The organism is Streptomyces flavalbus (assembly GCF_042674625.1).
GTDB classification, from domain to species: domain Bacteria; phylum Actinomycetota; class Actinomycetes; order Streptomycetales; family Streptomycetaceae; genus Streptomyces; species Streptomyces flavalbus.
Genome location: NZ_JBHTEB010000001.1, coordinates 2,144,877 through 2,164,396 on the forward strand (window position 1 = coordinate 2,144,877; position 19,520 = coordinate 2,164,396).

18 protein-coding genes are annotated in these 19,520 nt (G+C 73.2%); 9 read left to right on the forward strand and 9 right to left on the reverse strand.

What is annotated here, in order from left to right; genetic code table 11:
• Positions 1-12: 12 nt before the first annotated feature.
• From ACFQZ6_RS09500 to ACFQZ6_RS09520, 5 genes are all read right to left on the reverse strand, one after another.
• Positions 13-3,123 carry an efflux RND transporter permease subunit gene (locus tag ACFQZ6_RS09500; RefSeq protein WP_381606614.1) on the reverse strand — a complete coding sequence of 1,037 codons (3,111 nt, stop codon included), beginning with the start codon at positions 3,121-3,123 and terminating at the stop codon, positions 13-15.
• A 155-nt stretch (positions 3,124-3,278) separates the two neighbouring features.
• On the reverse strand, positions 3,279-3,962 hold the full coding sequence (locus tag ACFQZ6_RS09505) for a response regulator (RefSeq protein ID WP_381606616.1): 684 nt from the start codon (positions 3,960-3,962) through the stop codon (positions 3,279-3,281).
• Positions 3,959-5,185, reverse strand: coding sequence for a sensor histidine kinase (locus tag ACFQZ6_RS09510; protein ID WP_381606618.1), 1,227 nt, complete (start codon positions 5,183-5,185; stop codon positions 3,959-3,961). Before ACFQZ6_RS09510 ends, ACFQZ6_RS09505 begins: the two co-directional genes overlap by 4 nt.
• A 56-nt stretch (positions 5,186-5,241) precedes the next feature.
• Positions 5,242-5,523 (reverse strand): PspA-associated protein PspAA, encoded by a 282-nt coding sequence (gene pspAA, locus ACFQZ6_RS09515; protein ID WP_381606620.1) that lies wholly within the window; start codon positions 5,521-5,523, stop codon positions 5,242-5,244.
• 21 nt (positions 5,524-5,544) lie between these two features.
• Complete coding sequence (locus ACFQZ6_RS09520) at positions 5,545-6,360, reverse strand: PspA/IM30 family protein (protein ID WP_381606622.1); 816 nt, start codon at positions 6,358-6,360, stop codon at positions 5,545-5,547.
• 265 nt (positions 6,361-6,625) lie between these two features.
• Here ACFQZ6_RS09520 and ACFQZ6_RS09525 point away from each other — a divergent pair, with 265 nt between their 5' ends.
• The 3 genes from ACFQZ6_RS09525 to ACFQZ6_RS09535 all read left to right on the forward strand — a co-directional run bounded on the left by ACFQZ6_RS09525 (position 6,626) and on the right by ACFQZ6_RS09535 (position 9,237).
• Complete coding sequence (locus ACFQZ6_RS09525; RefSeq protein WP_381618175.1) at positions 6,626-7,264, forward strand: DUF3043 domain-containing protein; 639 nt, start codon at positions 6,626-6,628, stop codon at positions 7,262-7,264.
• 83 nt (positions 7,265-7,347) lie between these two features.
• Positions 7,348-8,055 carry a class I SAM-dependent methyltransferase gene (locus ACFQZ6_RS09530; protein ID WP_381606624.1) on the forward strand — a complete coding sequence of 236 codons (708 nt, stop codon included), beginning with the start codon at positions 7,348-7,350 and terminating at the stop codon, positions 8,053-8,055.
• Positions 8,056-8,136: 81 nt separating this feature from the next.
• On the forward strand, positions 8,137-9,237 hold the full coding sequence (locus ACFQZ6_RS09535) for a S1C family serine protease (protein ID WP_381606626.1): 1,101 nt from the start codon (positions 8,137-8,139) through the stop codon (positions 9,235-9,237).
• Positions 9,238-9,268: 31 nt separating this feature from the next.
• Here the strand turns inward: ACFQZ6_RS09535 and ACFQZ6_RS09540 are convergent, their stop codons facing one another.
• The gene (locus ACFQZ6_RS09540; RefSeq protein ID WP_381606628.1) at positions 9,269-9,481 is read right to left on the reverse strand and encodes a hypothetical protein; all 213 of its coding nucleotides are present in this window, start codon (positions 9,479-9,481) and stop codon (positions 9,269-9,271) included.
• A 94-nt stretch (positions 9,482-9,575) separates the two neighbouring features.
• Between ACFQZ6_RS09540 and ACFQZ6_RS09545 the strand changes: the two genes are divergently transcribed.
• Positions 9,576-10,784 carry a bifunctional adenosylcobinamide kinase/adenosylcobinamide-phosphate guanylyltransferase gene (locus tag ACFQZ6_RS09545; RefSeq protein ID WP_381606630.1) on the forward strand — a complete coding sequence of 403 codons (1,209 nt, stop codon included), beginning with the start codon at positions 9,576-9,578 and terminating at the stop codon, positions 10,782-10,784.
• Here ACFQZ6_RS09545 and ACFQZ6_RS09550 read toward each other — a convergent pair.
• Positions 10,666-11,583 carry a class I SAM-dependent methyltransferase gene (locus ACFQZ6_RS09550; protein WP_381606632.1) on the reverse strand — a complete coding sequence of 306 codons (918 nt, stop codon included), beginning with the start codon at positions 11,581-11,583 and terminating at the stop codon, positions 10,666-10,668. The two genes, ACFQZ6_RS09545 and ACFQZ6_RS09550, sit on opposite strands and share 119 nt — an antisense overlap.
• 157 nt (positions 11,584-11,740) lie before the next feature.
• Between ACFQZ6_RS09550 and cobT the strand changes: the two genes are divergently transcribed.
• Entirely contained in the window at positions 11,741-12,871 is a 1,131-nt protein-coding gene (gene cobT / locus ACFQZ6_RS09555; protein WP_381606634.1) for a nicotinate-nucleotide--dimethylbenzimidazole phosphoribosyltransferase, read from the forward strand.
• Positions 12,872-12,916: 45 nt separating this feature from the next.
• Here cobT and ACFQZ6_RS09560 read toward each other — a convergent pair whose 3' ends face one another.
• A complete protein-coding gene (locus tag ACFQZ6_RS09560) occupies positions 12,917-13,684 on the reverse strand; it encodes a hypothetical protein (protein ID WP_381606636.1) in 768 nt (255 codons plus the stop codon).
• A gap of 55 nt (positions 13,685-13,739) precedes the next feature.
• Here ACFQZ6_RS09560 and ACFQZ6_RS09565 point away from each other — a divergent pair, with 55 nt between their 5' ends.
• Both ACFQZ6_RS09565 and ACFQZ6_RS09570 read left to right on the forward strand, forming a co-directional pair.
• Entirely contained in the window at positions 13,740-14,531 is a 792-nt protein-coding gene (locus ACFQZ6_RS09565; protein ID WP_381606638.1) for an adenosylcobinamide-GDP ribazoletransferase, read from the forward strand.
• Positions 14,532-14,587: 56 nt separating this feature from the next.
• On the forward strand, positions 14,588-15,208 hold the full coding sequence (locus tag ACFQZ6_RS09570) for an RDD family protein (protein ID WP_381606640.1): 621 nt from the start codon (positions 14,588-14,590) through the stop codon (positions 15,206-15,208).
• On the opposite strand, the gene ACFQZ6_RS09575 is transcribed toward ACFQZ6_RS09570, so the two are convergent.
• A complete protein-coding gene (locus ACFQZ6_RS09575; RefSeq protein WP_381606642.1) occupies positions 15,156-15,938 on the reverse strand; it encodes an endo alpha-1,4 polygalactosaminidase in 783 nt (260 codons plus the stop codon). The genes ACFQZ6_RS09570 and ACFQZ6_RS09575 overlap by 53 nt on opposite strands.
• 320 nt (positions 15,939-16,258) lie before the next feature.
• Here ACFQZ6_RS09575 and ACFQZ6_RS09580 point away from each other — a divergent pair, with 320 nt between their 5' ends.
• Positions 16,259-17,794: a leucyl aminopeptidase gene (locus tag ACFQZ6_RS09580; protein ID WP_381606644.1), complete on the forward strand. Its 1,536-nt coding sequence runs from the start codon at positions 16,259-16,261 to the stop codon at positions 17,792-17,794.
• A gap of 301 nt (positions 17,795-18,095) precedes the next feature.
• Positions 18,096-19,484: a dihydrolipoyl dehydrogenase gene (gene lpdA / locus ACFQZ6_RS09585; protein ID WP_381606647.1), complete on the forward strand. Its 1,389-nt coding sequence runs from the start codon at positions 18,096-18,098 to the stop codon at positions 19,482-19,484.
• The last annotated feature ends 36 nt before the right edge of the window (positions 19,485-19,520 follow it).

The window sequence follows — 19,520 nt, forward strand, 5'->3', positions numbered from 1 at the left end:
CGCGTCCGCGGGTCAGACCCGCGCGGGCTCCGGCTCGGCCGCCGTCGGCTGTTCCCTCGCGGCCCGCTTCGCCGCGCGCTTCCTCGCCCGGCGCTCCTTGCGGAGTTCGAGCATCGCGTACAGCGTCGGGACGAGGAGCAGGGTCAGCAGCGTCGAGGTGATCAGGCCGCCGATCACGACGACCGCGAGCGGCTGGGCGATGAAGCCGCCCTCGCCGGTGATGCCCAGGGCCATCGGGAGCAACGCGAAGATCGTCGCCAGGGCCGTCATCAGGATGGGGCGCAGGCGGTGACGGCCGCCCTCGACGACCGCCTCGATGACGCCGTACCCCTGGGCCCGGTACTGGTTGATCAGGTCGATCAGCACGATCGCGTTGGTGACCACGATGCCGATGAGCATCAACATGCCGATCATCGCGGGGACGCCCATCGGGGTGCCGGTGACGATCAGCAGGCCGAGCGCGCCGGTCGCGGCGAACGGGATGGAGACCAGCAGGATCAGCGGCTGGGCCAGCGAGCGGAACGTCGCGACCAGCAGCATGAAGACGATCGCGATCGCCGCCAGCATCGCCAGGCCCAGGTTGGCGAACGCCTCGTCCTGGTCCTGGGAGACGCCGCCGATGTCGGCGGTGGCACCGGCCGGGAGGTCCAGGCCGTTGATCTTCGACTGGAGGTCGGCGCTGACCGCGCCGGTGTTGTCGGCGGTGGGCCGGGCGGTGACGGTGGCCGCGCGCTGACCGTCGATCCGGGTCATCGACACCGGGCCGTCGACGAGTTCGACGGTGGCGATCTCGCCCAGCGTGACCGGGCCGAGCGGCAGCTTCCTCAGCTCGGCCAGCGTCTCGGCGGGCCGCGCCGACCTGATGACGACGTCCCGCTCGGTGTCGTCCAGCGTCGCCTTCCCGGCGGTCGTGCCGCGCACCGCCTGGGTGACTGCGGCGCCCAGCGTCTGGTCGGTGAAGCCCGCGGCCGCGGCCTTGTCGCCCGCCCGCACCGAGATCCGCGGCACGCTCTGCGCGAGGTCGCTCTTCACGTCGGTGACGTCGTCGAGGGAGGCGACCGCCTCGCGGACCTCCTCGGCCGCCGCGCGCAGGGTGTCGGCGTCGGCGGCCTTGACGACCACGCTGAGGTCCTGGCTGCCGAAGCCGTCACCGGCGGCGATGGTGGTGGTGCCGATGTCCTGGAGACCGGCGAGGCCCTTCTCGATGCGGTCGTGCACGTCGTCGTAGGACGCGGACTCCTCCAGCATCACCTGGTACGACGCCTGGTTGCTGTCGGTGCCGCCGCCGAACGCGGCCAGGAAGCCGGAGGAGCCGATGGTGACCTGGTAGTCCTTGACGCCCTCGGTCCCGGCGAGCAGCTTCTCGACCTTCCTCGCCTGCGCGTCGGTCGCCGCGAGGCTGGTGCCCGGCGCCAGCTTCTGCTTGACGGTGAGGACCTCCTGCTCGCCCGGGTCGAAGAAGTTGGTCTTCAGCAGCGGCGCCATCCCGAAGGTGCCGACCAGGATCACCGCCGCGAGGGCCAGGCTGGTCAGGCGGCGCCGGGTGGCGAACCGCAGGACGGGGACGTACAGCCGCTGGAGCCTGCTCCGCGCCTCCTTCTCCTCCGCGACCCTGCGGGCCTCGTCGGCGTCCTCGGGGGTGCCCTTCGGGGGGCGCAGGAACCAGTACGACAGCACCGGTACGACGGTCAGGGAGACCAGCAGCGACGCCAGCAGGGCGGCGGTGACGGTGAGGCTGAAGGAGCCGAACAGCTCGCCCACCATGCCGCCGGTCAGGCCGATCGGCAGGAACACGGCGACGGTGGTGAGGGTGGAGGAGGTGACCGCGCCGGCGACCTCGCGGACCGCCTTGAGGATGGCCTCCTCGCGCTCCTCGCCGTAGCCGAGGTGCCGCTTGATGTTCTCCAGGACGACGATGGAGTCGTCGACGACGCGGCCGACGGCGATGGTCAGCGCGCCGAGGGTGAGCATGTTCAGGGAGAGGTCGCGCGTCCACAGCACGATCAGCGCCAGCACCACCGACAGCGGGATGGACACCGCGGTGACCAGCGTGGAGCGGACCGACGCCAGAAAGACCAGGATGACCAGCACCGCGAAGACCAGGCCGAGGGCGCCCTCCGTGGTCAGGCCCTTGATGGACTTCGAGACGGCGGGGCCCTGGTCGCTGACGACGGTGAGGGTGGCGCCGGAGCCCAGGTCGGCGCGGAGCGCGGGCAGCTTGTCGCGGACGGCGTCGGAGATGGCGACCGCGCTGCCGTCGTGGTCCATGGTGACGGCGACGGCGAGGCTGGGCTCGCCGTTGGTGCGGGTGAGGGAGTCGGCCTTGGCGGGCTCCTCCTTCACGGTGGCGAGGTCACCGAGGCGGACGGGCTTCTTCGCGCCCTCGCCGGTGACCATCAGGTCCTCGATCTGCGCCAGCGAGGTGAGGGGACCGCCGACCTGCACGGTGCGGTTGGCGCCGTCCTCGTCGAAGGACCCGGCGGGGACGGTCGCGCCGCCCGCCTGCAGGGTCTGGGCGAGGTTCTGGGTGGTCAGCCCAGCCGCGGCGAGTTCCTTCTCGTCCGGCGTGACGGTGACCTGGACGTCGCGCACCCCGTCGACGGTGACCTGGGCGACGCCGTCGATCTCCTCCAGGTCCGGCACCAGGGTGCGGTCGAGCCGGTCGGCCAGCGCCTGCTGGTCCTGGTCGGAGGTGACGGCGAGGACGACGGTGGGGATGTCGTCCGTGGACCCGGCGACGACCTGCGGGTCCACGTCGTCCGGGAGCTGGACGCGGGCCCGGTTGACGGCCTGCTGGACGTCGGCGACGAGCTGCTGGGTGTCGTTGCCGTAGTCGAAGGACGCCATGATCACGGCGTTGCCCTCGCTGGCGGTGGAGGTGACGCCGGTGATGGCGTCGACGGCCTCCAGGTTGTTCTCGATGGGTTCGACGATCTGCTTCTCGACCACGTCGGGGGACGCTCCCTGGTACGGCGCGATGACCGACACCACGGGCAGCTCGATGGTGGGCAGCAACTGCTGCTTGAGCTGCGGGATCGCGATCGCGCCGAAGGCGAGCGCGATGATCGACATCAGCCCTGTCAGGGCCCGCTGGGCGAGGCTGAATCTGGACAGCCAGGACATGGGGTACGCGTCTCTCTTCTGTGGCCTTGAGCGGAGGGACGGACGCAGGGGGGCGCCCGTCCCTACACCCTGAGCCATCCCCGAACGCGGGTTCGTAGCCCCTGGGTCCATTTCTTATACGGCGTATACCGCGTCCGCAGTACGCCTTGCGCGGGTCAGTCCACCCTCGGACGTACCAGCCCCGACTCGTACGCGATGACCACGAGCTGCGCCCGGTCGCGGGCGCCCAGCTTGGCCATGGCCCGGTTGACGTGGGTCTTCACGGTGAGCGGGCTGACTTCGAGGCGCTCGGCGATCTCGTCGTTGGAGTGCCCGCCCGCGACCTGCACCAGCACCTCCCGCTCCCGCACGGTCAGCGCCCCGAGCCGCTCGGAGCTGGCCGGGTCCCGGCCGTCGTCGGCGCCGTCGCCCTGCGCGAGGAAGCGGGCGATCAGGCCCTTCGTCGCCGCCGGGGACAGCAGCGCCTCCCCGCCCGCGGCGACCCGGATCGCGCTGAGCAGCTCCTCCGGCTCGGAGCCCTTGCCGAGGAACCCGGAGGCGCCCGCGCGCAGCGCCCGCACCACGTAGTCGTCGACCTCGAAGGTGGTCAGGATGACCACCCGGACCTGGGCGAGGGACGGGTCGGCGCTGATCATGCGGGTGGCGGCGAGCCCGTCGGTGCCGGGCATCCGGATGTCCATCAGGACGACGTCCGCGCGCCGCTCCTTCGCCAGCCGCACCGCCTCCGCGCCGTCGGACGCCTCGCCGACCACCTCCATGTCGGGCTCGGAGTCGACCAGCACCCGGAAGGCGCTGCGCAGCAGGGCCTGGTCGTCGGCGAGCAGGACACGGATCGTCATGCGGGACCCTTCTCGGAGGCGAGGCGGTCGTGGGCTGTGACGGGCAGGATCGCATGGACGCGGAAGCCGCCGCCGTAGCGGGTGCCGGTGGTGAGGGTGCCGCGCAGCGCGCCGACCCGCTCCCGCATCCCGAGCAGGCCGTGGCCGCCGCCGGTGGCGGGGCGGTCGGCCTCGCCGGTGCCGTCGTCGAGGACGGTGATCTCGATGTTCGGGCCGACCCGGACGACGCTCACCTCGGCCTTGGCCCGCGGGCCCGCGTGCTTCTGCACATTGGTCAGGGCCTCCTGGATGACCCGGTAGGCGGCGAGGTCGACGGCGGCGGGCAGGGCGGTGCCGTGGTCGGCGCGGGCGACCTCCACCCGGAGCCCGGCGCTGCGGAACGTGCCCGCGAGTTCGTCGAGGCGGGCGAGGCCGGGCGCGGGCTCGGTGGGCGCCTCGGGGTCGCCGGACTGGCGCAGCAGGCCGACGGTGGCCCGCAGTTCGTTCAGCGCGGAGCGGCTGGCCTCGCGGACGTGCGCGAGGGCCTCCCTGGCCTGGTCGGGCCGCTTGTCCATGACGTGCGCGGCGACCCCGGCCTGCACGTTGACCAGGGCGATGTGGTGGGCGACCACGTCGTGCAGGTCGCGGGCGATGCGCAGCCGCTCCTCGGCGACCCGGCGGCGGGCCTCCTCCTCCCGGGTGCGCTCGGCCTTCTCGGCGCGCTCCCGGATGGCCTGCACGAAGTCCCGGCGGCTGCGCACGGCGTCACCGCCCGCGGCGGCCATCCCGGTCCAGGCGAAGATCGCCAGGTTCTCCTGCGCGTACCAGGGCAGCGGACCGGCGAGCATGGCGCAGCCGGTCAGCACGGTCATGGTGAGCAACCCGATGCGCCAGGTGGTGGGGCGGTCGGTGCTGGCGGCGACGGTGTAGAGGGCGATGACGGCGGACATCGCGACGGGGGCGCGGGGGTCCCCGATGACGGACTCGATCAGCGCGACGGTGCCGGTACAGGCGAGGACGGTCTTCGGGGCGCGGCGTCTGAGCACCAGCGCGGCGGCGCCGAACGCCATGAGCACCAGGCTGGCGGGGTCGGGGGTGCGCAGGCCCCAGGTGACGCCGTCCTCCCCGCGCGGGTCGACGAAGGACCCGGCGACCATGCAGACCAGCACGCCCGCCGCCAGTGCGGCGTCCAGCGCCAGCGGGTGGGCCTTCAGCCAGAGCCGGGTACGGGCGAGGGTGCTCACGCCGACTTACGGTACGGCGTCCCCGCGCGCCTTGGCACCGGGCGGTGAGCGGCGCCTCACACCTCCGGGATCAGCCCGTCGTCGCTGAGCATCTCCCGGACGTCCTCCAGGGACGCGTCGGGGGACGGCAGGATCAGCTCCGAGGGTTCGAGGGAGTCGTCGGGCAGCGGGGTGCCCATGCGGCGCACCGCCTCCAGGAGGGCGCCCAAAGTGCGCCGGAAGCCCTCCTCGTCACCGCTCTGCATTTCCGCGAGCAGCTCGTCGTCGAGCTTGTTCAGCTCGGTGAAGTGGCTGTCGGCCAGCTCCACCTGCCCCTCCCCCATGATCCTTACGATCACGACGCCCTCCTCGGCGTGAGGCTACTGCTTGTCGAAGCGCGGGGTGTCCTGCGGCTGCTGCTGGGGCTGCGACTGCGCCTGGGACTGCGACTGACCTGTGCCGCCCTCGATGGCCTGCTGCCCACCGGTGCCGCCCCCGGCCAGCTCGGCCTTCATGCGCTGCAGCTCCAGCTCTACATCCGTACCACCGGAGAGCCGGTCCAGCTCGGCCTGGATGTCGTCCTTGGCCATGCCGGAGGGGTCGTCGAGGGCGCCGGAGGCGAGGAGTTCGTCGAGCGCCCCGGCCCGCGCCTGGAGCTGCGCGGTCTTGTCCTCGGCGCGCTGGATGGCCAGCCCGACGTCGCCCATCTCCTCGGAGATGCCGGAGAACGCCTCCCCGATGCGGGTCTGCGCCTGCGCCGCGGTGTAGGTGGCCTTGATGGTCTCCTTCTTCGTGCGGAAGGCGTCGACCTTGGCCTGGAGCCGCTGCGCCGCCAGGGTGAGCTTCTCCTCCTCGCCCTGGAGCGTGGAGTGCTGCGTCTCCAGGTCCGTCACCTGCTGCTGGAGCGCGGCCCGCCGGGACAGCGCCTCGCGCGCGAGGTCCTCGCGGCCCAGCGCCAGCGCCTTGCGGCCCTGGTCCTCCAGCTTGGAGGACTGCTGCTGGAGCTGGTTGAGCTGGAGTTCCAGGCGCTTGCGGGAGGTGGCCACGTCCGCGACGCCACGGCGGACCTTCTGGAGCAGTTCGAGCTGCTTCTGGTACGAGTAATCGAGGGTTTCGCGCGGGTCCTCGGCCCGGTCAAGGGCCTTGTTCGCCTTCGCGCGGAAGATCATCCCCATACGCTTCATGACACCGCTCATGGGCTTCGCGCGCCCCCTTCTGACGGACTCCAGCTCACAGGTCTGCGACAGAACCCACAGTACGGGCCCTGCATCCATTGACGCACTGTTCGGGGACGGATGCGGTCATCCCCAAGGACGACTGGCCTCCGGCCCGCTCCGGCGTAAGGAGTAGGTGACACCCGGTGGTGCCGGGCGCCTCCGGGTCCCTGCCGGGCGAACCGTCCGCGTCGTCCCCTCTGTCCCCCTACAGACGACTGGTGTTGCCGGATCGTTCCCCGCGGGGCTGGGGTCCACACCCGCCGACCCCGTACCCTTGGGTTTTGTGTTCCGTAGCCGTGCCAAGGAAGAGAAGGCCCCGGGCGTCGACAAGACGCTGGTGACCGACTCCAAGCAGACCCGTGACCCGCAGGCCCCCAAGGGCAGGCCCACGCCCAAGCGGAGTGAGGCCCAGGCCCAGCGCCGCAGCGTGGCCAACACGCCCACCACGCGCAAGGAGGCCGCCAAGCGGTCGCGCCAGGAGCGCCGTGCCGCGCTGGACCGCCAGCGCCAGGCGCTGGCCAGCGGGGACGAGCGCTACCTCCCGGCGCGGGACAAGGGCCCGGTGCGCCGGTTCGCCCGTGACTTCATCGACTCGCGGTTCAACATCGCCGAGTTCTTCCTGCCGATGGCCGTGGTCATCCTCGTGCTGAGCCTGGTGCGGGTCCCGGCGCTGCAGAACACCGCGCTGCTGCTGTGGCTGTTCGTGATCGTGCTGATCGTGCTGGACTCGGTGATCAGCGGCTTCCGGCTGAAGAAGCGCCTCAACGAACGCTTCCCGGACGAGCGCAAGCGCGGCGTGGTCGCCTACGCCCTGATGCGCTCCCTCCAGATGCGCCGTCTCCGGCTGCCCAAGCCTCAGGTCAAGCGCGGGGAGCGGCCCTGAGCACGACGCCGTTCTCCGGGGGCGCGGCGCGACGCTGGCTGAGCGGGCTGAACGGCCTGCGGGACGCCGTACGCCAGGAGCTGGTGGCCCGGCAGCTCGAGGAGCAGATATCCGGGCGGTTCCCGGTCGGGCAGCGGCTGCGGGTGCTCGACGTCGGGATGGGCCAGGGCACGCAGGCGCTGCGGCTGGCCAGGGCCGGGCACCAGGTGACCGGTCTGGAGCGGGACACGACGATGATCTCGGCCGCGCGGGCCGCGCTGGCCGGGGAACCGGAGGGCATCCGGGAGCGGGTGCGGATCATCGAGGGGGACGGCCGGGACACCGGTGTGCACTTCGTCCCGGGCAGCTTCGACGTCGTGCTCTGTCATGGCGTCCTCATGTACGTGGAGGAACCCGACCCGCTGCTCGCGGGGCTGGCGCGGGTGCTCGCGCCGGGCGGGCTGCTGTCGCTGCTGGTGCGCAACGGCGACGCGCTGGCGATGCGGCCGGGGCTCTCCGGGGACTGGGCGGGCGCGCTGGCGGCGTTCGGCACGACCGCGTACCGCAACCGGCTCGGCCTCGACGTCCGCGCGGACCGGCTGGCGACCCTGACCGCGACGCTCGCGGGGATCGGGGCGCCGCTGTACGCCTGGTACGGCGTCCGGGTCTTCACGGACACCGCCCCGGACGACGCGGAACTCCCCGACCCCGAGACGCTGGAGTCCCTGCTGGCCGCCGAGGAACGCGCGGGCCGCACGGAGCCGTACCGCGGGGTGGCGGCACTGCTGCACCTGTGCGGGGTGCGCGGCTGAGGCTTCGGCCCGCACGTTCGTGCCCGCACGTTCGGGTGAGCCGGGCGGGCACGGCCGCCGCCGCGAATCCAGACTCGGGGCATGGACGCTTCCCGTTTCCGTGCCGTCGTCGTACGACTGGGCGGGCCGACCGCCGCCCTCGTGTGCTCCCTCGCGCTGACCACCGGTTGCTCCGGGCCCACCGCCGCCTCCGCCGCGAAGGAGCGGCAGGAGCGCCCGGCGGGCAGCACCGCGCAGGCCGCCGCGCCGCGCGCCGCGAGTGACCTCCAGGACGACTACCAGAAGGTGATCGGCGACGTCCTGCCGTCGGTGGTGCAGATCCAGTCCGGGGACGAACTCGGGTCGGGGATCGTGTACGACGACGAGGGGCACGTCGTCACCAACGCGCACGTCGTGGGCGCGGAGCGGACGTTCCGGGTGACGACGGCGGGCAGCGAGCAGCCACTGGGCGCGAAGCTCGTCTACTCCTACCCCGAGCAGGACCTCGCCGTGATCAAGCTGGACCGCACGCCGGACGGCCTGAAGGCGGCCCGGTTCGGGGACTCGTCCAAGGTGGACGTGGGGCAGATCGTGCTCGCCATGGGCTCACCGCTGGGCCTGTCGTCGAGCGTGACGCAGGGCATCGTCTCGGCGACCGGGCGGACCGTCAGCGAGGGCCGCGGGGACGGCGGCGGTACGGGCGCGACGCTGGCGAACATGGTGCAGACGTCGGCCGCGATCAACCCGGGCAACAGCGGGGGCGCGCTGGTGGACCTCGACAGCAAGGTGATCGGCATCCCGACGCTCGCCGCGACCGGCACCGGCGGCTCCGACAGCCAGGCGCCCGGCATCGGGTTCGCGATCCCGGCCTCGATGGTGAAGACGGTCGCCGACCAGATCATCAAGGACGGCAAGGTCACCGACTCGGGCCGGGCCGCGCTGGGCATCACCGGGCGGACGATCGTGAACGACCGGTTCCGGCCCGCCGGGGTGGCCGTCGTCGAGGTCACCGGCGGCGGGGCGGCCGACGAGGCGGGCATCGAGTCCGGTGACGTCATCACCCGGCTCGGGGACACCGACGTCACCACCATCACCTCCCTGGCGGAGGCGCTGGCGGAGCGCAAGCCGGGCGACAAGGTGAAGGTGACGTTCACCCGGGACGGCGACGAGCGGACCGCGGACGTGACGCTGGGCGAGCAGTAGCTCAGGACGCGTCGGCGTGCGGGCTAGTAGCTCAGGACTCGTCGGCGTGCAGGCTCATGGGGCCGTAGATCTCGGTGCGGTCCTCGAACAGCCGCACCTGGTCGGCGCCCCCGGCGAGCAGGTCCTTCCAGTTCTCACCGATCCAGGACTCGGCGTCGCCCTGCGTGGTGAACTCCTCGGGCCGCACCGCGGGCTCGACCTCGGTCCCGTCGGCCTTCTCGAACCGCCACGTCCATGCCGCCATGTACGCCTCCCTGGGTACGTGATCTTCCTTCGATCTCCTGCCGAGAGCCTAGCCGGACGCGCAAGAGGTACACCGGCGCGGGAAAATCGTCGGCGTGGAACTGACACTGCTCGGCACCGGTGCCCCTGAGGGCCTGCCCCGTCCCGACTGCCCCTGTGCGGCGTGCGCGACCGCGTTGGGGCCCGACGCGCGGGCGGCCACCGCGGTGCTCGTCGACGGGGCGCTGCTGTTCGACCTGACCCCCGGCGCGGCGTTCGCGGCGGCGCGTGCGGGGCGGTCCCTGGGCGGCGTACGGCAGGTGCTGCTGTCGCACCCGCACGACGGACCGGCGGTGGAGGTCCCGGCCGGGGTGCCGCAGCCGGGCCGGGTGCCGGACGGGCGGGAGCTGGCGCTGCTGACGGGGCACCGGGTGCGGGCGGTGGCGATGGACGCCCCGGGCACGGGGTACGCCGTGACGGGCCCGGACGGGCAGCGGCTGCTGTACCTGCCGCCGGGGGGCGCGCCCGCGGGGCTTGAGGAGGGCGCGGGGGCGGGTGAGCCGTACGACATGGTGCTCGCCGACGTCGTCGGGCGGCCGGACGCGCTGGCGCGGCTGCGGGCGGTGGGCGCGGTGGGGCCGACGACGGACGTGGTCGCCGTCCATCTGGACCACGACGTGCCGCCGGGCGCGGAGCTGCGGCGGCGGCTCGCGGCGGCGGGCGCGCGGGCCGTGCCGGACGGTACGACGCTGACGGTGGGCGTCTACGAGGACGTACCGGACGTGCCGCGGCGGACGCTGGTGCTGGGCGGGGCGCGGTCGGGCAAGTCGGTGGAGGCGGAGCGGCGGCTGGCGGCCTTCCCCGACGTCGTGTACGTCGCCACCGGCGGCACCCGCGGCGGGGACGGCGAGTGGGCGGCGCGGGTCGCGGCGCACCGGGAGCGGCGGCCGGGGTCCTGGCGGACGGTGGAGACCTGCGACCTGGTGCCGCTGCTGAAGGACGACGGGCCGCCGCTGCTGGTGGACTGCCTGTCGCTGTGGCTCACGGACGCGATGGACGCCGTCGGGGCGTGGGACGACGCCGAGTGGGCCGACGGCGGGGAGCGGGCGCTGCGGCAGCGGGTGCGGGAGCTGACGGAGGCGGTGCGGGGCGCCCGGCGGATCGTGGTCGCCGTGTCGAACGAGGTGGGGTCGGGGATCGTGCCCGCTACGGCGTCGGGTCGCCGGTACCGGGACGAACTGGGCCGGTTGAACGCGGGGTTCGGGCAGGAGTGTGAGCAGGTGGTGCTGGTGGTGGCGGGACAGGCCGTCGTGCTGCGCGGGTGAGGACGAGGGGCCTGCGGGCCAGGACGCGGTAGCTGGCCGGGAAGGGGGCGCGGGGGCGGCGGGCGGCGGTGAGCACCTCGCAGCCCTGGGCCCGCAGTTCCGCGCGGAGGTTGGGGGCCGGGAGCAGGTGCGGGGGCGGGGGGCCGGTGCGGAAGGGGGCGGCCGGGTCGGCCAGTTCGAGGAGCAGGTGGCCGCCGGGGCGCAGCACGGTGAGGGCGGCCCGCAGTTCGGCGCGCGGGTCGGCGGTGTGCTCCAGGTGGCGCAGGACGCTGACGACGTCGTAGCGGGCGCGCAGGTGGGCGGTGAGGGCGGGGGTGGCGAGGGCGCCGACGTACGCCTCCTCGACGCGTTCGGCGGCGCGGGCCTGAAGGACGCGGGGGGTGGGGTCGGTGCCGTCGAAGGCCGTGTACGGGAAGAACTCGCGGGCCGCCGCCGGGAAGCGGGCGTCGCCGGTGCCGACGTCCAGCCAGCTCTCCGGCTCGCCGAAGGGCAGCAGGGCGCGGGCCGCCGAGCGGTGGTGGTGGCGGGCGGTGGCGGGGTGTGGGGCGGCCGGGTGGTGTCCGTAGAACGCCAGGCCCTCGGGGGTGAGGCGGGGGTTCTGGAAGAGGTGGCCGCAGTCGCGGCACTCGTCGCTGGTGAGCCCGGCGCGGGACGGGGGGCGGGTGTGCAGGCGGGGGGAGGCGCACCAGGGGCAGTCGGTGCGGCGGGGCTCGAAGAAGCGGCCGGTGTCCAGGGCGAACCGGGCGAGGTAGGCGCTGCGGCGGCGGTCGGTCGCGAGTCGGGTGAGGGGTGCGGGCATGGCGGCTCCCGGCGGCGCGAGGACATACAGCTCGATTGTCATCAATTGCTGTCAAACCGGAACTTATGGGATCGCGATCTTGGGTGCAACGACGCCGACGGGTGGAGCTGGCCAGGTGGCGCCGCCCTGTTCGACCGGGGCCGGTACTGTTCGGCGAATGAGTTCGCTGAATCTCGACGACTTCACCGATCTGATCGAGCGCCCCGACGCCGCGGTGCGCCGCGCCGCCGAGGCGCGCCGGGGCCGTCAGATCGTGCCCCCCGGTTCGCTCGGCCGCCTGGACGAGCTGGGCGAGTGGCTGGCCGCGGCGCAGGGTGCCGTGCCGGTGCGGGCGATCGAACAGCCGCGGGTGGTGCTCTTCGCCGCCGACCACGGGGTGGCGGAGCTGGGGGTGTCGGCGCGGCCCGCGGGCGGCGCGAGCGCCCTGGTGCGGGAGATCCTGGACGGCGGGCGGCCGGTGTCGGTGCTCGCGCGGCGGCTCGGGGTGCCGGTGCGGGTGGTCGACATGGCCCTGGACTGCGACCCGGACACGCTGCCCGAGGACGTCGTACGGCACCGGGTGCGGCGCGGCAGCGGCCGGATCGACATCGAGGACGCGCTGACCGCCGAGGAGGCCGCGGCGGCGTTCGCGGCCGGGGTGGCGGTCGCGGACGAGGAGGCCGACTCCGGTACGGACCTGGTGGTGCTCGGCGATGTGAGCGTGGGCGGCACCACGGTGGCGGGCGTGCTGGTGGCCGCGCTGTGCGGCACCGACGCGTCCGTGGTCACCGGGCGGGGCGGGCTCGCCATCGACGACCTGGCGTGGATGCGCAAGTGCGCGGCGATCCGGGACGCGCTGCGGCGGGCGCGGCCGGTGCTCGGTGACCAACTGGCGCTGCTCGGCGCGGTGGGCGGGGCCGACTTCGCCGCGATGACGGGCTTCCTGTTGCAGAGCGCGGTACGGAAGCTGCCGGTGGTCCTGGACGGCGTGGTGGCCGCGTCCTGCGCGCTGGTGGCGCAGCGGGTCGCGTTCCGGGCCCCGGACTGGTGGCTGGCCGCCCACGACAGCGGGGAGCCGGGCCAGGCCAAGGCCCTGGACCGGATGGCCCTGGAGCCCCTGCTCGACCACTCCGTGCGGGTGGGCGAGGGCACGGGCGGCCTGCTGGCCCTCCCCCTCATCCAGTCCGCCGCCGCCCTCGCGGCGGAACTGCCCGAGCAGCCGGAGGAGAAGCCCACCGAGCCCGCGGAGCCCACCGAGCCCACCGAGCCCGCGGGCGGGGACGCCACCGCGACCGACGGCGCCGCGTAGCCGGGCGACCGGGGCGGCACCCGGCCCGCGTGCCGCTCTCGGACTTCACCCCCCGTCGCCGTCCGGCCGCCGTTCCTCGTCCGGGGTGCCGCCGATCCAGTTCTGGAAGGTGCGGCGGGGGCCCGACCAGCGGCGGTCGTGGCGGGCCGCGCGGCGGGCGGCGCGGGCGCTGGCGCGGGGGCGGTGGGTGTAGAAGCGCTGGGCCCAGTAGGAGCCGGGGCGGGCCAGCCGTACCGCGCCGACCAGGGCGACGACGGGGATGATCACGCCGAAGACGGCGACCCGCAGCTTCCCCTTGACGAGGGCGACCAGGGAGAAGAGGAAGTTCACGGCGATCGTGGAGATCACCGAGCCGCGGTTGTCCAGCTCGTCCTCGCTGAGGCCGTCCACGCCGAACGGGGAGAACCCGGCGAGGACCAGGCCCACCAGGGCCACCGTGAGGACGACCACCTCCACGCTCTGCCGCCCCGCCTCGCTCCAGTACACGTCGTCCAGGTGCAGGATCAGCGCGAACTCGTCCAGGACCAGCCCCGCCCCGATCCCGAAGACCACCGCCGCCACCGCCCCGCCCGCCCCCTGCCGGTCCGCCGACACCGCCCCGAACCCGCCGACCACGGTGAGCACCACCCCGGGCACCACATGGTGGATGTGCAGCCCGCTCTCCGTGCTGACGTTGCCGAACGGCCCCTTCCCGGCCCGGATGAGACGGGTGATCAGCCGGGTGACGACGAAGGTGAGGACGAACGCCGTCAGCGCCAGCAGCAGCGGCAGCTTCCCGGGCTCGACGATGTTCCGGTGCAACCATGGGCCCATATGCGCAGTTTGCCCGCCCGTCGGGCGCGGACGGCCGCTCGCGTACTCTTCGGGCGTGTTCACGACTCACGCCCCGCACGCCCTCCGGTTCGCCTTCGGCACCCTCACCGTGCTGCCCGTCAGGGTGACCCGCTGGGACCGGGACGCGGCCCGCGGCGGAATGCTCGTCGCGCCCGTCGTCGGCCTGACGGTGGGCGCCGCCGCCGCCACCGGCGGGCTGCTGCTGCTCGCGCTCGGCGCCAGCGCCCCGCTCGCCGCCGTCGCCGCCGTCGCCGTACCCGCCGTGCTCACGCGCGGGCTGCACCTCGACGGGCTCGCCGACACCGCGGACGGGCTGGGCAGCGGCAAGCCCGCCGAGGACGCCCTGCGGATCATGAAGCAGTCGGACATCGGCCCGTTCGGGGTGCTCACGCTGGTCCTCGTGCTCGCCGGTCAGATCGCCGCGCTCGCCCAGGTGTACGACGGGTCCTGGGCACGCGGCGCCTTCACCGTGACCGTGTCCGCGGTCGCCGCCCGGCTGGCGCTGACGCTGGCCGCGCGGGCGGGCGTACCGGCGGCCCGACCGGAGGGGCTGGGCGCGGCGGTCGCCGAGGTGGTGCCGGTGCGGGGGGCGGTCGCGGCGGCCCTCGTCGTCGCCGCCGGGGCGGTGGCCGTGGGGGGCGTGGCGTTCGGGCCGGGCGCGGCCGTCCGCACCGCCGTCGCGCTCGGTGCCGCGCTCGCCGTCGCCGAGGCGCTGCTGCGGCACTGCACGCGCCGCTTCGGCGGGGTCACGGGCGACGTGTTCGGCGGACTGGCGGAAACCACCGCAACCGTCTCGCTCGTTGTGCTGTCCTTGTCACCGGGGTGACGGCGGGTCAGGTCACCCGCCGCACGTCATCGTCACCGTCGTCCTCGGGGGACCTCATGCCCAAGTCACGTCGCGCCGTCGCCTGGTTCATCGACTTCGCCCTGGTGGTCACCGCGGCCGTCCTGCTGGCCATGCTGACCTTCAACCGCGTATCCACGCTCGTCGCCGACGTGCCCGAGCTGGCCACCAGCAGCGGCTGGGAGCTGGTGACCTCGCGCGGTGACGTCATCGACGCCTCGCAGGGGCTCGGACTGTCGCTGTGGAACAAGACGGTGCTCTACGTCGAGCAGGCGTTCCTCGCGCTCGCCGCGGTCACGTTCCTCTACCAGTGGGCCTGTCTGGCGCTGCTCGGCCGCACCCTCGGCAAGGCGCTCACCGGTCTGAAGGTGCAGGCGGCGGGCAAGGGGCGGGTGGCGCTGCGGGCCGCCGTCACCACCGCCGCGGACGTGGTGGTGTACGCCCTGGCCTGCGTGCTGCTGATCGAGGGTCAGTTCCTGCTGTCAGTCGTGGTGTGGGCGGCGGCGGTGGCCCTGTTCTTCCTCAACGCGGTGCCGGTCCTCTCCCCCACCGGGCGCTCCCTCGCCGACCGGATCGCCGGGACGACGGTCACCAGCGCCCTGGGCTTCAGCAGGCCCGCCGCCATGCCCCCAGCTCGTACTTCTTGGCCATCGAGCTGAGGTCGAGCCGCCGCGCCTCGGGGCAGAAGGCGCGGGTCGGCAACTCGTACTCGACGTGGAAGACCGCCTTGTCGGCCTCGATGAACGGGGTGAGCCTCGCGCACTCGTCGTACTGGGCGCACTGCTCGTTGACCGCGAAGTCGAAGTCGTCCACCAGCTCGGGGATCTGGCCGAGGTCGTTCTTCAGGCCGACGGACATGCCCCGCTCGTGGGCCAGCCGGGCGATGAGGCGGTTGTAGCGGAGCTGGTCGGCGGCGGTCAGCTCGAAGCCGGTGCGGTTGCGGTAGCCGTCCATGTTGTCGGGCTCCACCGCGTCGAAGCCCTTCTCGGCGCACATGTCGAGGCGGTCCGCCATCAGCGGCTCCAGTACGTCGGTACGGCGGATGTCGAGCCAGCGCTCGCCCTCCCAGCCGTTGCCGCGGCCCAGCACCGCGTCGGGGAAGTCGTCGGCGTCGGGGCGGAAGTCCTCCCAGGCGCCGGTGGAGAGGTAGCAGATGACCTTGCGGCCGTCCCGGTGCAGCGCGGCGACGGTGTCGGCGTCGTGGTCGAAGCCGTCGATGTCGTACACCGGCACGTCCACGGAGGTGTCGAGACGGCCGCTGAGCTGCCACTGCCAGGGCGTGCCGGGACCCGGCCGCCAGCGCGGGCCGGGGTCCTCGCCGTCGGGGCTGGCGGCGCAGCCCGCGAGCAGCAGGGCGAGCAGGGTGACGAGGAGGATCGGGCGTCTCACCGGGCGGGCTCCAGGGTGTGCGGCGGCGTACACCCTGGAGGATCGCCGCACGCCGCGGAAGGTTGCGGCGCGCGCTCCGATACCCGGCGAGTGTGACTCAAGCCATGGGGTGCGAGGATCAGGGGACGGCCACGACGCCACCCCCTGGTGAACGCCCGGAGGCATGAGCGCACGGACATCCGCGCGTAGGCTCGTGGTCTACGGGTCCCGCCCAGGTGACGTCAGCGTGCAGGGCTGCGTCTAGGGTCGGCTGATCGGGCCCGGCCGACCCGATCCGTTCGGCCATCGCAACTTCACATCGGAAGCGAGATTTCACCACCGTGACTGCTCTCACTCTCAGCACCGCCGCGGCGCCCGGCCTGCGGGCCGACGCGATCGTGATCGGTGTCGCCAAGGGCGACAAGGCCCCGGTCGTCGCACCGGGCGCCGAGGCCGTGGACAAGGCGTACGACGGCAGGCTCGCGGGCGTCCTGGAGACGCTCGGTGCCTCGGGAGCCGAGGGCGAGGTGACGAAGCTGCCCGCACCGCCCGGGTTCAAGGCGCCGCTCGTGGTGGCGGTGGGCCTGGGCACCGAGCCGGGCAAGGACGCCGAGTACGGCGCCGAGGCGCTGCGCAAGGCCGCCGGTGTCGCCGCCCGCGCCCTCGCCGGGTCCAAGAAGGCCGCCTTCGCCCTGCCGGTCGCCGACGCCGCCGCGGTCGGCGCGGTCGCGGAGGGCGCGCTGCTCGGGGCGTACGCCTTCGACGCGTACAAGGAGAACGGCCGTCAGGCCAAGGACGCCGCGAAGGGCAACGGCAAGGCCCCGCTCGCCGAGGTCGCCGTGCTCGGCGGCAAGCCCCGCGACAAGGCGCACAAGGCGGCCGTGGAGCGCGCCCTCGCCGTCGCCGAGGAGCTGAACCGCGCCCGCGACCTCGTCAACACCCCGCCCAACGACCTCAACCCGGAGGCCTTCGCCGCCGTCGCCCAGGCCGCGGCCAAGGAGCACGGCATCAAGGTGCAGGTCCTCGACGAGAAGGCGCTCACCAAGGGCGGCTACGGCGGCATCCTCGGCGTCGGCGCGGGCTCGGCGTCCCCGCCGCGGCTGGTGAAGCTGTCGTACACCTCCTCCAAGGCGAAGAAGCACCTCGCCTTCGTCGGCAAGGGCATCACCTACGACTCCGGCGGCATCTCGCTGAAGCCCGCGGGCCACAACGAGACCATGAAGTGCGACATGAGCGGCGCGGCGGCGGTCTTCGCCGCCGTGGTCGCCGCGGCGCGGCTCGGCCTTGAGGTGAACGTCACCGGGTGGCTGGCGCTGGCCGAGAACATGCCGTCCGGTTCCGCGACCCGGCCGGGTGACGTGCTGCGGATGTACAGCGGCAAGACGGTGGAGGTGCTCAACACCGACGCCGAGGGGCGGCTGGTCCTCGCCGACGCGCTGTGGGCGGCGTCCGAGGAGAAGCCGGACGCGATCGTCGACGTGGCGACGCTGACCGGCGCGATGGTGCTGGCGCTGGGCAGCCGTACGTTCGGTGTGATGGCCAACGACGACGCCTTCCGCGCCGCGATCGTGGACGCGTCGGCGGAGGTCGGGGAGGCGTCCTGGCCGATGCCCCTGCCGGAGCACCTGCGCAAGGGGATGGACTCGCCGACCGCCGACATCGCCAACATGGGTGAGCGGATGGGCGGCGGGCTGGTCGCCGGGCTGTTCCTGCGGGAGTTCGTGGGCGAGGGCATCACCTGGGCGCACCTGGACATCGCCGGGCCCGCGTTCAACGAGGGCGGGCCGTTCGGGTACACGCCCAAGGGCGGCACGGGGTCGGCGGTGCGGACGCTGGTCCGGCTGGCCGAACTCACTGCCTCGGGCGATCTCGGCTGACGTCACGTCGGTGGCTGTAGCGCCCAGTGACCCGGTCCGGTCCGTCGTACGGCGGCTGCGGCCCGGATGTGGCTGGGCGCGCAGTTCCCCGCGCCCCTGATGTGCGCTGCCGTGAGGTCGGTCATATGACGTGGGGCGTCTCACACCCCGGCCCGGCGTCTCCTGGGGAGCCGACAAGTGCGAAGATGGGGCACGGCAGGACAGGGCCCCACCTAAGGGCCGAGAACAATAGAGCGGCCGGACACCAGCCGCCGACCGGTCACCGCTGACCGGCGTGGCGCACATGCATGGAGGACGTGACGTGGCGAACGACGCCAGCACCGTTTTCGACCTAGTGATCCTCGGCGGTGGTAGCGGTGGTTACGCCGCGGCCCTGCGCGGGGCCCAGCTGGGCCTGGACGTCGCCCTGATCGAGAAGGACAAGGTCGGCGGTACCTGCCTGCACCGGGGTTGCATCCCCACCAAGGCCCTGCTCCACGCGGGTGAGATCGCCGACCAGGCGCGCGAGAGCGCCCAGTTCGGCGTCAAGGCCACGTTCGAGGGCATCGACGTACCGGCCGTCCACAAGTACAAGGACGAGGTGATCTCGGGCCTCTACAAGGGGCTCCAGGGCCTGATCGCCTCCCGGAAGGTCACCTACATCGAGGGCGCCGGACGGCTGTCGTCCCCGACCTCCGTGGATGTGAACGGCCAGCGGATCCAGGGTCGCCACGTGCTGCTCGCCACCGGTTCGGTGCCGAAGTCGCTGCCGGGCCTGGAGATCGACGGCAACCGGATCATCTCCTCCGACCACGCCCTCGTCCTGGACCGCGTGCCGAAGTCCGCGATCGTCCTCGGCGGCGGCGTGATCGGCGTCGAGTTCGCCTCGGCGTGGAAGTCCTTCGGCACCGACGTCACCATCATCGAGGGCATGAAGCACCTCGTCCCGGTCGAGGACGAGAACAGCTCCAAGCTGCTTGAGCGCGCGTTCCGCAAGCGCGGCATCAAGTTCAACCTCGGCACCTTCTTCCAGAAGGCCGAGTACACCGCCGACGGCGTCAAGGTCACCCTCGCCGACGGCAAGGAGTTCGAGGCCGAGGTCCTGCTGGTCGCGGTCGGCCGCGGGCCGGTCTCCCAGGGCCTGGGTTACGAGGAGGCCGGGGTCGCCATGGACCGCGGCTACGTCCTCGTCGACGAGTACATGCGGACCAACGTCCCGACGATCTCCGCGGTCGGAGACCTCGTCCCGACGCTCCAGCTCGCGCACGTCGGCTTCGCCGAGGGCATCCTGGTGGCGGAGCGTCTGGCCGGTCTGAAGACCGTCCCGATCGACTACGACGGCGTGCCCCGGGTGACGTACTGCCACCCCGAGGTCGCCTCCGTCGGCATCACCGAGGCCAAGGCCAAGGAGATCTACGGCGCGGACAAGGTCGTCGCTCTGAAGTACAACCTGGCGGGCAACGGCAAGAGCAAGATCCTGAAGACCGCGGGCGAGATCAAGCTCGTCCAGGTCAAGGACGGCGCGGTGGTCGGCGTGCACATGGTCGGCGACCGCATGGGCGAGCAGGTCGGTGAGGCCCAGCTCATCTACAACTGGGAGGCGCTGCCCTCCGAGGTCGCCCAGCTCGTCCACGCCCACCCGACGCAGAACGAGGCGCTCGGCGAGGCCCACCTGGCCCTCGCGGGCAAGCCCCTTCACTCCCACGACTGAGCCTTCGGTCCACGGGCGCGACGACACAGACTTCCG